Origin of the sequence: Shewanella sp. SM74 (genome assembly GCF_025653725.1) — a bacterium.
Classification (GTDB): Bacteria; Pseudomonadota; Gammaproteobacteria; order Enterobacterales; family Shewanellaceae; genus Shewanella; species Shewanella oncorhynchi.
The window spans coordinates 91,124-104,568 of record NZ_JAKKRZ010000012.1 but is presented as its reverse complement, the minus strand read 5'-3'; the positions used below and the strand labels follow the sequence as shown (position 1 = coordinate 104,568).

The 13,445-nt window shown below is 46.9% G+C and carries 10 protein-coding genes and 1 riboswitch; of the genes, 6 read left to right on the top strand and 4 right to left on the bottom strand.

Annotation, left to right across the window (positions count from 1 at the left end; genetic code table 11):
- The first annotated feature begins 122 nt into the window (after positions 1-122).
- Positions 123-1,889 carry an alkaline phosphatase D family protein gene (locus tag L5M49_RS13810; protein WP_219253918.1) on the top strand — a complete coding sequence of 589 codons (1,767 nt, stop codon included), beginning with the start codon at positions 123-125 and terminating at the stop codon, positions 1,887-1,889.
- 284 nt (positions 1,890-2,173) lie between these two features.
- Entirely contained in the window at positions 2,174-2,740 is a 567-nt protein-coding gene (locus L5M49_RS13805) for a phosphoribosyltransferase (protein ID WP_028759331.1), read from the top strand.
- A gap of 86 nt (positions 2,741-2,826) precedes the next feature.
- Here the strand turns inward: L5M49_RS13805 and L5M49_RS13800 are convergent, their stop codons facing one another.
- Positions 2,827-4,104 carry a glycerophosphodiester phosphodiesterase family protein gene (locus L5M49_RS13800; protein WP_263266279.1) on the bottom strand — a complete coding sequence of 426 codons (1,278 nt, stop codon included), beginning with the start codon at positions 4,102-4,104 and terminating at the stop codon, positions 2,827-2,829.
- Between the two features lie 370 nt (positions 4,105-4,474).
- On the opposite strand from L5M49_RS13800, the gene L5M49_RS13795 reads away from it, so the two are divergent.
- Positions 4,475-4,777 (top strand): DUF3622 domain-containing protein, encoded by a 303-nt coding sequence (locus L5M49_RS13795; protein WP_105250177.1) that lies wholly within the window; start codon positions 4,475-4,477, stop codon positions 4,775-4,777.
- A 381-nt stretch (positions 4,778-5,158) separates the two neighbouring features.
- Complete coding sequence (locus L5M49_RS13790; RefSeq protein WP_219250401.1) at positions 5,159-6,343, top strand: DUF3103 domain-containing protein; 1,185 nt, start codon at positions 5,159-5,161, stop codon at positions 6,341-6,343.
- A 99-nt stretch (positions 6,344-6,442) separates the two neighbouring features.
- Here the strand turns inward: L5M49_RS13790 and azu are convergent, their stop codons facing one another.
- The 3 genes from azu to rihA form a co-directional block, all read right to left on the bottom strand.
- Entirely contained in the window at positions 6,443-6,919 is a 477-nt protein-coding gene (azu, locus tag L5M49_RS13785; protein WP_028759449.1) for an azurin, read from the bottom strand.
- Positions 6,920-7,212: 293 nt separating this feature from the next.
- Entirely contained in the window at positions 7,213-8,124 is a 912-nt protein-coding gene (rbsK, locus tag L5M49_RS13780; protein WP_263266278.1) for a ribokinase, read from the bottom strand.
- Positions 8,125-8,143: 19 nt separating this feature from the next.
- Entirely contained in the window at positions 8,144-9,100 is a 957-nt protein-coding gene (gene rihA / locus L5M49_RS13775; RefSeq protein ID WP_263266277.1) for a pyrimidine-specific ribonucleoside hydrolase RihA, read from the bottom strand.
- A 234-nt stretch (positions 9,101-9,334) separates the two neighbouring features.
- Here rihA and L5M49_RS13770 point away from each other — a divergent pair, with 234 nt between their 5' ends.
- Positions 9,335-10,777, top strand: a complete 1,443-nt coding sequence (locus tag L5M49_RS13770; RefSeq protein WP_263266276.1) for a hypothetical protein — start codon at positions 9,335-9,337, stop codon at positions 10,775-10,777.
- A gap of 134 nt (positions 10,778-10,911) precedes the next feature.
- Positions 10,912-11,146: riboswitch (cobalamin riboswitch) on the top strand.
- 108 nt (positions 11,147-11,254) lie between these two features.
- Positions 11,255-13,216 carry a TonB-dependent receptor gene (locus L5M49_RS13765; RefSeq protein WP_263266275.1) on the top strand — a complete coding sequence of 654 codons (1,962 nt, stop codon included), beginning with the start codon at positions 11,255-11,257 and terminating at the stop codon, positions 13,214-13,216.
- Positions 13,217-13,445 lie beyond the last annotated feature (229 nt).

Here is a 13,445-nt window from a genome sequence, read left to right as displayed (position 1 = left end):
GAATTGATAGATATCATAAAAGGCTGACAAAGATGTCACAAATATGTAACAGTGATATCTCACAATCGTGGTCTTATTAGACCTCATACCAGTGAAGCCTTATCTAACAAGGAATAATAATAATGAATCGTACCGTAACTCGTCGTGATTTTTTGGCTATGTCGGCCAAAGGTGTTGGTGTTGCTGTGATCTCTTACGGCTTGATGGGCTGTAGTGATAGTAATGATGATAATTCTGTACCCGCGCAATTTTTACATGGGATTGCCAGTGGCGATCCGGCAGTCGATGCCGTGATCCTCTGGACTCGTGTCACGCCTGAGTCTGAGGGCGATGTAAAAGTGAGTTGGCAAGTGGCAAGTGATGCGGCCTTTAGTCAATTAGTGACCACAGGTGAGACTGTCACTAATGCGAGCCGTGACTACACGGTTAAGATTGATGCCCGTGGTTTACGTGCCGGGCAAACCTACTTTTATCGCTTTATGACGGGTGATAAAACCTCTGTTGTGGGTAAAACCCGCACTCTGCCTGAGGGTGATGTTAGCTCAGTCAAATTAGCCGTGATGTCTTGTGCTAACTTTCCTGCCGGTTATTTTAACGTCTATGAGTTAGCGGCGGCGCAGGATGATTTAGATGCTGTGGTGCATTTAGGCGATTACATCTATGAATATGCCCGCGGTGGTTATGCCAGTGAGCATGCTGCCGAATTGGGCCGTGAAGTGTTACCGGCCAATGAGTTGCTGACGTTGAGCGATTACCGCACTCGCCATGGTCAGTACCATACCGATGCGAGTCTGCAAAAGTTACACGCGAAAGTGCCTTTTATTACAGTGTGGGATGATCATGAAGTGGCCAATGATACTTGGCGTGATAGTGCCGAGAATCACAACGAAGGCGAAGGGGATTTTGCCGTTCGTAAAGAAGCGGCACTACAAGCTTATTTCGAGTGGTTGCCGATTCGCCCATGGCGTGAAGGGAACCATGAAGAGATTTACCGCAGCTTCAGTTACGGCAATCTCGTCGATCTGCATATGCTGGATACTCGCGTATTAGCCCGTGATAAACAGCTCGATTATGCCGATTATATGGATCCTACCACGGGCTCGTTTGCGGGAGAGCGTTTCCTTGCCGATGTCACTTCGACCACTCGCACTATGCTGGGGTTGACGCAATTATTATGGCTACAGGGCACATTGCTACAGTCGACAGGCAAGTGGCAAGTACTTGGACAGCAGGTATTAATGGGTAAGATGTCATTGCCGGCGGCGATTGCCACTCAGCAGATGAGCATTCCCCAATTTGCCATGTTAGGGGCTTTAGCTAAGTTAGCGGCCCGTGCGGCGGCAAATGATCCCACGCTGACTGCTCAAGAGCTGCAATATCTTCAAGCCAATCAAGCCTTACTCACGCCAGAAGTTATCGGACTGCTGCAATTACCTGCAATCCCGTACAACTTAGATGCTTGGGATGGTTATGCCTATGAGCGTGAAGTGATTTTAGGTACGGCTAAATCGAAAAATCTTAACCTAGTTGTGATCGCGGGTGACACCCATAATGCATGGGCAAACGAGCTTAAAGACGTGCAAGGCGATACTGTGGGTGTTGAGTTTGCGACTAGCTCAGTATCATCGCCAGGCCTTGAATATTACTTGAATCTGCCAGCGGAACAGATCCCCGCGACCGAGGCGGCGATCGTCGAGTTAGTGCCAGATCTTAAGTACGCTAACTTAAAAGACCGAGGCTTTATGACGCTCACTTTCACCGCTGATGAGGTGCGCAGCGACTGGCATTATGTGGATACCATTTTGTCGAAGGATTTCCAAGTCGCAACGGCCCGTGGTTATAGCGCTAAGACAAAAGTAGGTGAGCATGTGATTACGCCTATCGTTTAATGCGGTATTGTTCGCTTGTTTATCGGCCACCTTAGGGTGGCCTTTTTGTTGCTTTTGGCTTTAAAAGGCAAAATAAATGTCTGTTGTCACGCAAGTTCTTACTATTACTGCAGCACATCGCATTTTTTTGGTATAAAATTCGCTCCCAAAATTCGGCGGCTGCCTACACTTGCTAAGGCAAAGCTGTTCTAGTGTTTTGGGAACCTTTACCCGCCGAACAGACCTTACAGGGGTCATAAGCTTTAACGACCTAAGAATAAAATCAATGTGATGGGGACTGTGTCATGTCAGAAAAGTATTTTGTTACCGCGCAGCAATTGCTGGAAGATTCATTTTTATTAGCTTCGCAAGTGTATGAGAGTGGCTTTCGTCCGCAATTTATCGTGGGTATTTGGCGTGGCGGTGCTCCAATCGGGATCGCGGTACAGGAGTTTTTCGATTTTAAACAAGTTGAAACCGATCACATTGCCGTGCGTACCTCTTCTTATTATGGGATTGGCACCGACAAACAAAGCAAAGAAATCAAAGTGCATGGTCTGCATTACATCGTTGAAAATGCGAACGCGAGTGACGGTTTGTTGATTGTGGATGACGTGTTTGACTCTGGCCGTAGTATTCATGCATTAAAAGAAAAACTCAGCCAACTGATGCGCCTAAATATGCCAACCGATATCCGTATCGCTTGCCCTTATTACAAGCCAAAAAATACCGCAGTGCCTTTAAAACCCGACTATTACATTCATGCCTCTGAAGACTGGTTAGTTTTCCCGCACGAAGTCACAGGGTTAACGCCTGAAGAAATTGCCGAAGGTAAGGGCGATTTAAAGAATATCCAGCACCTGTTTAAATAGCTTGCTTGCGGCGAGATAAAGACTATTTTCGCAATAAAAAAACGCGTTAACGATGAATCGTTAACGCGTTTTTTCTATTTTAAAACTTATAAATCCATACAGTTAGCATAGTAAGTCACTGTGGCGGGCCAGTCGGAGAACACTCCAATCACGCCAACATCTTTCGCCAGTACATCAAGTAATTCAAAGGTATCACCTTCGTTATCTATCGCTTCGGTAATGCTTTGATAGTAAAAGCCGCCGCCATTTTTTAATAAACCAGATCGCTCCAGCGACCAAGTGATGATCTTAAGTCCTGCGCCTTTGGCGGCCTTAGCGTATTCCGAAGGAATGATTTTCTTATCCGCATCTAAGGCGACTAATACCCAGAGTGGCGGCGCAATAATTTCGACGCCTTGGGTCTTTAAATCCGCCATTGATGGTGACCAAGTGGCAGAGTTCTGCGGATCAAAGGCGCTGTTATAATCGTATCTGTCATCGAGAAACACGGCTTGCTTCGCAAATTCAGGTGCGTTGGCGACCCAATATTTGATGTCATCTAAGATAAATGATTGAGGGAATACTTGCGAAGCATCGACGCCCGCCGCAGTGTATTCATCCAACATTTTTTGCGCGTAATCCTGCTGAGTAAAACCATCGAAGGGCATAGATACGCTCGCCGCTTTTAGCTCTGGCGTCATCTTCACACCGGCTTTTTTAAACATATCAATACTTTCAGCGTGGGTCATCAAGGTGCCATTGCCAGCATAAAGATCGGTGCGCCAGCTTGGGGTACCATTGATGAATTCGGCCGCAGTGGTCGCTTTTGGATTGTTGCCTTCCATTTTACCCTTGAGGGTTTTAAATTCGGCGAGGGTGATATCGCTGGTGCAACAGGTCGCCGATGCGCTGACGCCATTGGCTGCATCGGCTGGAGTGAATGGGCTCGAACATTTATTGGCAAGTTCGGGTATGGCTAAAATGTTGGTCGTGCTGGCAAGATCGCACTGTGAGTGGCGGCAAACTAAAGCTTTATCGGCGGTGAAGGTGACATCACACTCGACTATGCCTGCGCCTGAATCGATAGCCGCTTGGTAGGATTCCTTTGTATGCTCAGGGAATTTCATTGGCGCGCCACGGTGACCTATGGAAAATTCGCTGCGATAAAAACTGTCAGTGGTGCATTGTTCTAAGTGGGTTTTAAGTGTGCTGTCTTGCATTTGACGAACGAGGAATAAGGGTCTTTCTCCCACTTGAGCAGGAACAGGTTTGCTGGTGGGTGGCGTGACTGCGGCGTTATCATCGTCATTATTGCAACCGGCTAATAAAGCGCTCGTGGCAATTAACAGGCCGAGTGAGAGCGACGAAATAGGGCGTAGTTTCATCAGATTTACCTATGAGTAATGATGTAAATTATTAATATTAATCAGAAACTCTAAAGTGTTAATGTGACTGAAAAAGCCTATTTGTATGACATAAACAAGAATATATACCGTTTGCACGACTATTATCTAAGGCACGCTAGCTTACAATAAACTGCCTTAGACAGAGGACGGTCGGGATATATGCACAGTGTTGCTTTAGATGTGAGTATTGACTCCACTGAGCGAGTCGATGAAACTGGCATGAATATTTTCATCTGGGCGATCTTTCTGGGCCGAAATCAAGTACACTGCGCTCCTTTTGTTTTATGATGAGCGTTTGGTTCGCTTGATAAGACAAACGTGACAAGCATCATTTAGGAAATAGAGCAGAATGAGCAAGGGCAAAAAATACGATTTTCGCGTGACACAGGGCGACAACGGTTGGAAAACTGAAATCACTCGTCGCATGACATCAACTAAAACAGTTGTGTCTAAGAGCCACGATGGCTTTGCGACTGAAGCCGAAGCGCAAGCTTGGGGCTTAACTGAATTACAAGTGTTTTTAGGCACGTTAACTGAGCGCAATAAACGTCGTTCAGAGAAACAAGCTAAAGCAAAATTAGCCGCAGCATTAGCGGCTGAAGCGGCTACTGATGCCGAAGATCTTGATGAAGATGATTTCGACGAAGAGTAACACTCATTCGTTTAACCTTGTCTTATCAAGCCAGTGTGACTGTTAGGGCGCGCATAACGCGTTCTGAAACGTCACTCTGGCGATGAACAGCAAAAGGCAGATCTTAAGATCTGCCTTTTGTGTTTTTGTCGCTCGCGAAACTGTGCATATCAATTCATTTCATCCTATTTCCTCGTTTATCTTCATACACTCTGTTCGGCTGGACTGATCTGTTGATGCTGTCATTAGCTTGTTTTTATCGCATTTAGCCGGGATTACGTACCCTATACCATTAATAATTAACGATAACTATTATCATTTGATTTACTTAGATGCTGCTCTGTGCTCATATGTAAGGAAATTCGAACGCACGTTTAACTTTATTAAGGTAAGGGAACTCCTATGAAACTACTTCAATCCAGTTTATTGCTGTGTTTGTCGGCTTCGGCAACCCTGAGTTATGGCCAAGCCTTAGATGGAGAGGCGTTACGCTTACTACAAGCGTCGCTAAAGGATTCGACTTTGGATGCACAAGCTCAGTTAACCAATACAAAGCGGGCATTGGCGTTAGATTTAAGCCATCAATATGCGCAGCTTGCGCCTATCTTACAGACTGAAATAAACCAGTATCAGTTAGCAGTGAATGCCGATGACATTCTGTCTCAGCATAGGCTCAATGATAATGTGATCACCAAAGCCGATGCGTCGATTCGCCGAGTGAAGGGCTTAAGTGCCAAAGCAGATTCTCTGGTGCAAGTGCGTCTGGCGGATGAAACCATGTTAACCCCATGGCAGCAAGGTGAGTCTCCTTTATTTGCCTATGAGCCCGATGGTGACGAGAGTCAGTGGGATTATATTGAAGCCTTTGATATTCATGGGCAAGTGCATCAATTAGACGTGTATAACCTGCCGCAGCAGCCAGTGTTTGTGGTCGGTATCGATAGCAAAAAAGCCTTTGTGGCTGGCTTAGAGGTGATGCGGGCGACATTTGCCGAGGCGCAGTCAGCGAAAAAAGAGGGCGCGCTACTGAGCCGTGCGCAAACACAGGCGGTGGCAGATAAGCCGATTTCAACCACAGTGATCAAACAAATATCCTTGAAGGATGACCATGAGCCGTGGATTTCTGGTCGTGCCGAAATTTACGGCATAGTGACTGGGGTTGATCCAAGCCGTGAAGAGCCTGTGCTCGATATCGTCGAAATGCCCTATTTAGATTATGCGGATACGACCTATTATCCGAATCAAATCATCATACATTGGGAGCGTTATCGTTGGGCTGCTGCGGACATGATCTTAATGGAGCATGACGATGGTACTAACTATAAAGTGTTGGCCACTAAGCTGTTGGAAGCGGCGGAGCAGATCTTAAAGTCGATCCCCGATCCTGAAGCTCAGGGTTATGCGCTGATCCCGCAAATTACCAATGGTATTTTAAGTGTGATGCCGGATGCTTGGTTCACCAATGACGATGACTTTGTCGACGTGTATTACACTTTACAGGAAGGGGTTGAATATCCTAACTTGAACGGCGCTAACGGTAATGCGATGACGAGCTTTGCGCCATTAGTCATCCAACCAAGACCATGATGAATTAGTGCGGCTAAATGCAATGGCTGAAATGTAAAAGCGGATCCTAAGATCCGCTTTTTTGTTTTTATCACTTAACGTTAGGCTAAGCCATTCACCTTAAGCTTTTAACTTGAAACTGCCTTGCATAATCGCCCAGTGACCTGGGAAGCTGCAGAAGAATTGGTAGGCTTCGGTGGCGCTCATACCGGCAGTGCTAAAGGTGATAGACGTTGATTCGCCACCGCCCACTAAATCTGTGTGTGCGATAACGCGCGTATCACCGGCTTTGACATAGGCTGCATCAGGACCGGCGCTCATACCTTCGGTCGCTACGGCTGACATATCGGCTGCCTTAGTTAATACCCAGTTATGGCCCATGGCTGCTTTTGGCAAAGTGCCTGAGTGGGTTAAGGTTAAGGTCACTTCTTTACAGCTTGCAGGTACAGACAGCTCTTTAGTGTCAAATTGCATTGCATCAGTGGCGGCAATTTTCAGTTCACATTCGTTGGCACTCGCTTGGCTAGCGAATAATAATCCTAGGCCGATTAGGCTAGTGCTGGTCACGTTACGTAAAGCTGTGCTTTTTGCTTTCATCTGGTACTTCCTTATTTGAACAAGGGTAGCCGAGCCGTTTTGACTCGGACTTGCACCTGCCAGCATAAGCAATCTTCATTAAATGGGAATGAAATCAGCGTGTAAATTATGTATATGCAACTTTCGGTTGAAAGTTTGCATCGTTATTGGCGGCAAAATTGTTAGCGGAAACATAGGTGAGTACTTAGCTGGAGTGAACTAAGTACTCAGAGGTTTTTATTTATATGTTTGATTTACAATTGATTATTTGTAGATTCTAACGCAGGGCGTCTACTTCAGAACGTCTTACGTTTTTAGTACGAAAGCTCCTGTCGATAGGGAATCGCACGTTGCGCACCAGGGCGAGTGACAGTAATGGCACTGGCTGCATTGGCAAATCCAACGGCTGCAGCAATCGACATGCCCTCGCTTAAGCCCACAACTAAGGCACCATTGAAGGTATCTCCTGCGGCGACAGTGTCTATGGCCTGCACTTCAAACGCAGGTATTAGCCCATTAAAACCTGGGCTGCTGATAAATGCGCCACGGCTACCTAAGGTAATGACTACAATCTTTACTCCCTGCTGGTGGAGAAGTTGCGCTGCCATGTGTGCATCATCAAGATGGTTGATCTCAACTCCCGTTAAGGCTTCTGCTTCGGTTTCATTGGGGGTAATAATATCTACCCACTTGAGTACATCTTGGCCAAGTGCCGTCGCTGGAGCGGGATTTAGCACCGTTGTCACGCCAAGATTCTTGGCTATTTGCAGCGCCTTTGCCACTGTGGCAGCGGGCGTTTCTAATTGTGTTAATAAGTACTCAGCATTAGCAAATAGGGCGTAATGAGCTTCTAAGTCATCGGGTGAAAGGCTGGCGTTAGCACCTGCGGCAACGCCAATCGTATTCTCACCGTTATCACCGATAAAAATCATGGCAGTGCCAGTGCTCAGTCCGGCTATTTGGCGGATCCCTTCCGTACTGATGCCATCTTTCATCCAGCTTTGACGCATATTATCGCCGATACTGTCTTGGCCGAGATGACAGATAAAATCAGTGCGTGAACCTGATTTGGCTAAGCGCGCGCAGGCGACGGCTTGATTGGCCCCTTTGCCGCCCTGTTCGAGGCGATAATCTCGGCTCATTAAGGTTTGCCCTGCAGCGGGCAGGTACTCAAATTTCATCACATGGTCGGCATTTGCACTGCCGATAACGAGTATCTGGCTCATAGAAGACTCACTGTCATTTTTATCTGCGATTGAGATAAGTTGCATCATAGATACGTAAACTGTCTACCAGTAAATCGACAAAGCCTTGCCTATCGATCCCAAACAGCACAGTCGCATTGGCGGCTTTACCTGTGAGCTGATAGCGATCGACCACTGTCATGCCTAAGGTTAACTCACTTTGGCTTTCAATCCCGACCCAACAATCTTGTGCTTCAAACAGTTCAGGTTTAAGCAACCAAGCGATAGTGCAGGGGTCGTGCAATGGCGCACCAATAAAGCCCCATTTAGGATCTCTGTGGTAAATCATAAAGAAATCCAATAATTCGGCGACGCACTGAGCAATTGGATTTTGAATCGCGCGAATACGTTCGATATCTTCGTCCATAATCTGCGCTTGATGGGTTACATCGAGCCCACACATAGTAATGGGAATACCGGATTTAAAGACAATATCGGCGGCTTCAGGGTCGACAAAAATATTAAACTCGGCGGCAGGCGTCCAATTGCCGACACCGGCTGCGCCGCCCATTAGCACTATGCGTTCGATCTTGGCGTGTAATTCGTGGTGGCTGGCGAGCAAAAGCGCGATATTGGTGAGTGGTCCTGTGGGGACGAGTGTCACAGGCTTATCGCTTTGGCGAATTTTCTTGGCCATCAGTTCTACGGCATTGAGTGTTTGTGGCGCAAAGCTGGGCTCTGGCAATGCAGGGCCGTCGAGTCCGGTTTCACCATGGACATTGTCGGCAATGATTAATTCGCGAGCTAATGGCTTGACTGCACCGCCAGCGACAGGAATATCACTGCGATTTAATAAGGTTAAGATCCGCAGGGCATTATTGAGCGTTTTATCCGGCGTTTGGTTACCGGCGCTGGTGGTGACGGCCAGTGGAACCAGCTCTGGATGGGCGAGAGCTAAAATGAGCGCAATAGCGTCGTCATGGCCGGGATCGCAATCCAGAATAATAGGGCGAGTCATACTGTTACTCCTTTAAACAGCGGTGATGGGGGCTTAGAATAGCATGCCATCAGTTAGGCGCTAGCCTGAGGAGGGGACTTGCAGAGTAAACTGTGAGCATTTTCGTCTTTTTATCAACAAGCTGCTAGAATTCTGCCCATTTTTGACACTAGGCGATGTTAGGTAAATCCATTCTCGCTCTGTCCGCTGCACAACATTGAATGACATATCCAAGCAAATACAAGGAAATAAGTAATGCTCACTCATCGAATTACTTGGCCTAAGGCTTTACTCGCGGGCATGGTTGCCATGCAGATCTCTGGCTGTAGCGATCCTCAACCTATGGCCATTATTGAAAGCAATAACGAGTCATTGCTGCAGTTCGATAACGGTAAACTCATCCAACTTAAGGAAAATCCGAGTCCACAGTATCGCCATATTCCCTGTGATTTACCCGCAGTCGAGACTGTGGTCACCAACAGTTCGGCCTTTGCGGCGTTAACACAATCCGGTGAGGTGATCACTTGGGGTGACAGTTATGCTGGCGGTGATAGCCGGGAGGTGACGGAGCAGCTTAAGCAAGTGAAGCAAATCGTCCCAGTTAAGGACGGGTTTGCCGCGCTACGTCAAGATGGCACTGTGATGTACTGGGGCAATGCGGGGAAATATAGCCTCGACAAAGCCCTGCAAAACCGCATGACCAATATTACCAAGTTGTTCGCCAATCAAGAGGCCATTGCCGCCCTTGATGCCAATGGCAAGGTGCATACTTGGGGTTATGGCCCCTACGGCGGCAATAGCTTACATGTGCAGGATCAATTAGTTGATGTTGTCGATATCTTTGCCAGAGGACGCAGTTTTGTCGCCCTCAAAAAAGAGGGCAGTGCTGTGATTTGGGGGCAGGTTGAAGAGTCGACCAATATGAAAAAGTTACTCCCGCAGCTTACGGATGTAGCGAAGATCGAATATTTTCAACACACCTATGCCGCCTTGAAAAAGGACGGCACTGTGGTGAGTTGGGGTTGGCGCAGTGATGCTTACTCGATCCGCAGTGCTTTAAAGGATGTGGCGAGTATGACGGCAAACAATTGTGCCTTTGCGATTTTAAGTCCTACGGGGGATGCGCATTTTTGGGGCGATGGGATTAACTGTGGTGTCGATTGGATTAAAAAAACCGATATCACAGGGGTAAAAGAGATTATCAGCATCGGCTCAGGCTTTTTATTACTGCGGGATAAGGCCGTGCCGCAAATTGTGGCCGACGATACTGATTACGCTCATATGTTTGGGTTTCACTATGCCCAAGACATTCTTGATAAATATTGGCAGGAAGGCAGCGTCATTACTCGAGGGCCTGCCTCCTTTGTGTTTACGCGTCCCGATGGCAAAGTGGTGCCTGTTGGTTATCGCGCCAACCGTGATAATGTGGAAAAGTTAATGGCACGTATTCCGCGACTCACTTGGTTAGATGGCGCAGATGACGGTTATGTTGGCATCAGCGAAAAGGGGGAGCTGGTCTCTTGGTCGATGAATTTGCCCATGTTCGACAAGTCGCCAGTGCAACCTGCTGACTCGTTAGTGATTAAACCGCTGGATTTTACCCCCGTTGCCCAATGTGAAACCCCTGAGCAGCGTCAGGCGATTTTGAGCAAAGATAGACCAAAACCTGCGGCAAAAAACTGGGATGGCGTTTTCTAGCTCATGTGAGTTTTCTCGCTAATCTGAGATTAATGGACTTTCATCCGTATAGACGTCTATAATGCGCGCGCTCAGGTCTGATATGCCCTGAGCCTTGTTGGGCGTTAACAGGTTGTACGCCCTTTGAACCTAATTTTGAGTCAACCTTCTGTGGTGCTTGCGATGATAGCGTCGTGAGATAATCGGGAAGCCAGTGAAATTCTGGCACTGCCCCCGCAACGGTAAAAGGTGAGAGACGACCGCGTTTGATTGGTGTGTTCAAGAGTGAACCCGAAAGTCAGAATGTGAAAGGTCAGTCTCGCGTTAATCTAACTTTAATGGATTAACATAGCCTAAGTCCGGAGACCGGCCCTAAAGGTGTTTTTGAGATTTCGGTGGGCAGATCTCAAAATGCGATAATCACCGTCAGTATTTACGACTGAATTAACGGTATCGTGGCGTCAATGCCCCGTTTTCCTTGCAGGAGTTAAAGGTAAAATGGGAACAAATCCAACAAAAATCGCGCTGCTGATCGGCAGCCTTTGCAGTTTTTCAATTATCGCGCCCGTTATGGCGGTTGACGATACCAGCACAGCTAAAGTTGACGAGCATCTTGTCGTGATCGGCCGTTCTGATAAGACCCCGTTAAATATTGCCGCCAATGTGAATGTGATTGATGCTGCGGCTATTGAAATGAGTGGCGCGACTAATTTGACCGACGTCTTACGCGGTCAAAGCGGTATTCAAATTTCGGATAACAATATTGGAACTAGCTTTGCGATGCGCGGTTTTAGCGCCAGCACTGCCGTTAATAACACGCTGATTTTACTTGATGGTCGTCGTCTCAATAATATCGATATCGCCGCACCTAGCCTTAATGCCATTCCGCTTAATCAAGTGGATCGTATTGAAATTTTATCGGGTAGTGCAGGTGTACTTTATGGCGATCAAGCCGTGGGCGGGGTGATTAATATTGTCACTAAGTCCCCTGAAAATACTGGCGGCAGCGTGCAGTTATCCGGCGGCAGTTTTGATACCTATGAAGGTCGTGGTGATGTGTCTGGCGCGATCAACAAAGATTGGCGTTACTTTTTCACCGGTAGTTACAACCAAGGTGACAACTATCGCCAGCATAATGCCAACGAAACCGGCTCTATTCTTGGCCGCATTCAATATAAAACAGCCACAGACTCGTTCTTTGTTGAAACCAGCTACTACGATAACGATCGTGAAAATCCGGGCTCGCTTACTGAAAAGCAATTTAAAGACGATCCCCGTGCTTCATCAAATAAGGTAGAGTATGCCCACGAGATGACCACTGCGGCGCGAACGGGTTACCAGCATCAGCTTAATCAAAACTGGGCGCTGGCGGCGGATTTAGATTACAGCGATACCTTAGTGTCTTCTCTTAATTGGGGGGCGAACAGCCATAACACACGCTCACTGTTAATGTTTAGCCCTAAAGCGTTAGCGAATTACAGTACGCGTCAAGGCGAGCTAAACCTAGTCACAGGTTTAGACATCAGCCGTGGCAAGGCTGATTTTGACACTATGGCGCGCAGTAATGTGCAGCAAATGCAAAGCGCCTATCTACAAGCTACAGTGCCTTTAAGCCATACTTTAAGTTACGTTGTGGGTGGTCGTTATTCGCGTGTGACCGACGAGTTAGTCGATGGCAATGTCTATCCTAATGGCATGGATTTAGATGAAAATGCCCATGCATTCGAACTGGGTTTAAATTACCGACCAACTGCGGAGCACAGACTCTATGTGCGCGCTGATGATAACTTCCGTTTTGCTAAAGTGGATGAGCAAGCTTATACATCGCCGGGCGTATTTGGCTTAAAGCCGCAAACAGGCCGTTCCTATGAGGCGGGTTGGGATTGGGCTGTCGCTAGTCAAACCCTACGAGTCAGCCTATATCGTCTCGATTTAGAGGATGAAATTGTTTATGACTCGAGTGCAGTTAAACCCATAGGTGGAAATTTCAACGGTGCAAACGTCAATGCCGACGCTTCTCGTCGTTATGGCGCGGGTGCCGATTGGGATTGGCAGATCACTAAAGCGCTGCAGTTAGGGCTGGAATATAACTATACCGACGCCGAATTTACCGATGGTGCTAACGATGGCAAAGAGCTGTCTTGGGTGGCAAAACACACGGGACGCGGTTATGTCAGCATGGATTTTGCTGAGCATTTCCAAGTATTTGCCGAAGCTATCTACACGGGTGATCGTTTTATCGAAGGCGATAACGCTAATCAAGCTGATAAGCTAGCAAGTTACGTGCTTGGTAATTTAGCCTTGAATTATAATCGTGATGCTTGGCTTGCCAGTCTGCGTATCGATAATGTATTCGATAAAGATTATGTCAGTGCAGGTTATTACGGTGGCGATTGGGGGGATAGTTACTATTCTGGTCGAGGCCGTGATATTCGTTTCACTGTGGGCTACCGCTTCTAAATATTAATGAGCTATTTAATAACAAAGCCAGACTCAGTCTGGCTTTTTATTTTTTACGCTGAGTTCAAAGAATAAATCTTAAAATAGGTATAGTCTTGAATATCGTTTTAGTAGAGTGGTTTAATTGTCGTTATCTATAGTGTTAGCGGGCAGTCATTACTAAATAGGAGTAATTTATATTTTACTCTGCTGTTTATGGCTGAAATTCTTAGTATTTTAGGTATGATGT

What these genes read in the sequence shown, in the direction of transcription:
- L5M49_RS13810 (WP_219253918.1), top strand. Translation starts at nt 123, where the DNA reads ATGAATCGTACCGTAACTCGTCGTGATTTTTTGGCTATGTCGGCCAAA.
- L5M49_RS13800 (WP_263266279.1), bottom strand. Translation starts at nt 4,104, where the DNA reads ATGAAACTACGCCCTATTTCGTCGCTCTCACTCGGCCTGTTAATTGCC.
- rbsK (WP_263266278.1), bottom strand. Translation starts at nt 8,124, where the DNA reads ATGAGCCAGATACTCGTTATCGGCAGTGCAAATGCCGACCATGTGATG.
- L5M49_RS13765 (WP_263266275.1), top strand. Translation starts at nt 11,255, where the DNA reads ATGGGAACAAATCCAACAAAAATCGCGCTGCTGATCGGCAGCCTTTGC.
- L5M49_RS13795 (WP_105250177.1), top strand. Translation starts at nt 4,475, where the DNA reads ATGAGCAAGGGCAAAAAATACGATTTTCGCGTGACACAGGGCGACAAC.
- L5M49_RS13790 (WP_219250401.1), top strand. Translation starts at nt 5,159, where the DNA reads ATGAAACTACTTCAATCCAGTTTATTGCTGTGTTTGTCGGCTTCGGCA.
- azu (WP_028759449.1), bottom strand. Translation starts at nt 6,919, where the DNA reads ATGAAAGCAAAAAGCACAGCTTTACGTAACGTGACCAGCACTAGCCTA.
- L5M49_RS13805 (WP_028759331.1), top strand. Translation starts at nt 2,174, where the DNA reads ATGTCAGAAAAGTATTTTGTTACCGCGCAGCAATTGCTGGAAGATTCA.
- L5M49_RS13770 (WP_263266276.1), top strand. Translation starts at nt 9,335, where the DNA reads ATGCTCACTCATCGAATTACTTGGCCTAAGGCTTTACTCGCGGGCATG.
- rihA (WP_263266277.1), bottom strand. Translation starts at nt 9,100, where the DNA reads ATGACTCGCCCTATTATTCTGGATTGCGATCCCGGCCATGACGACGCT.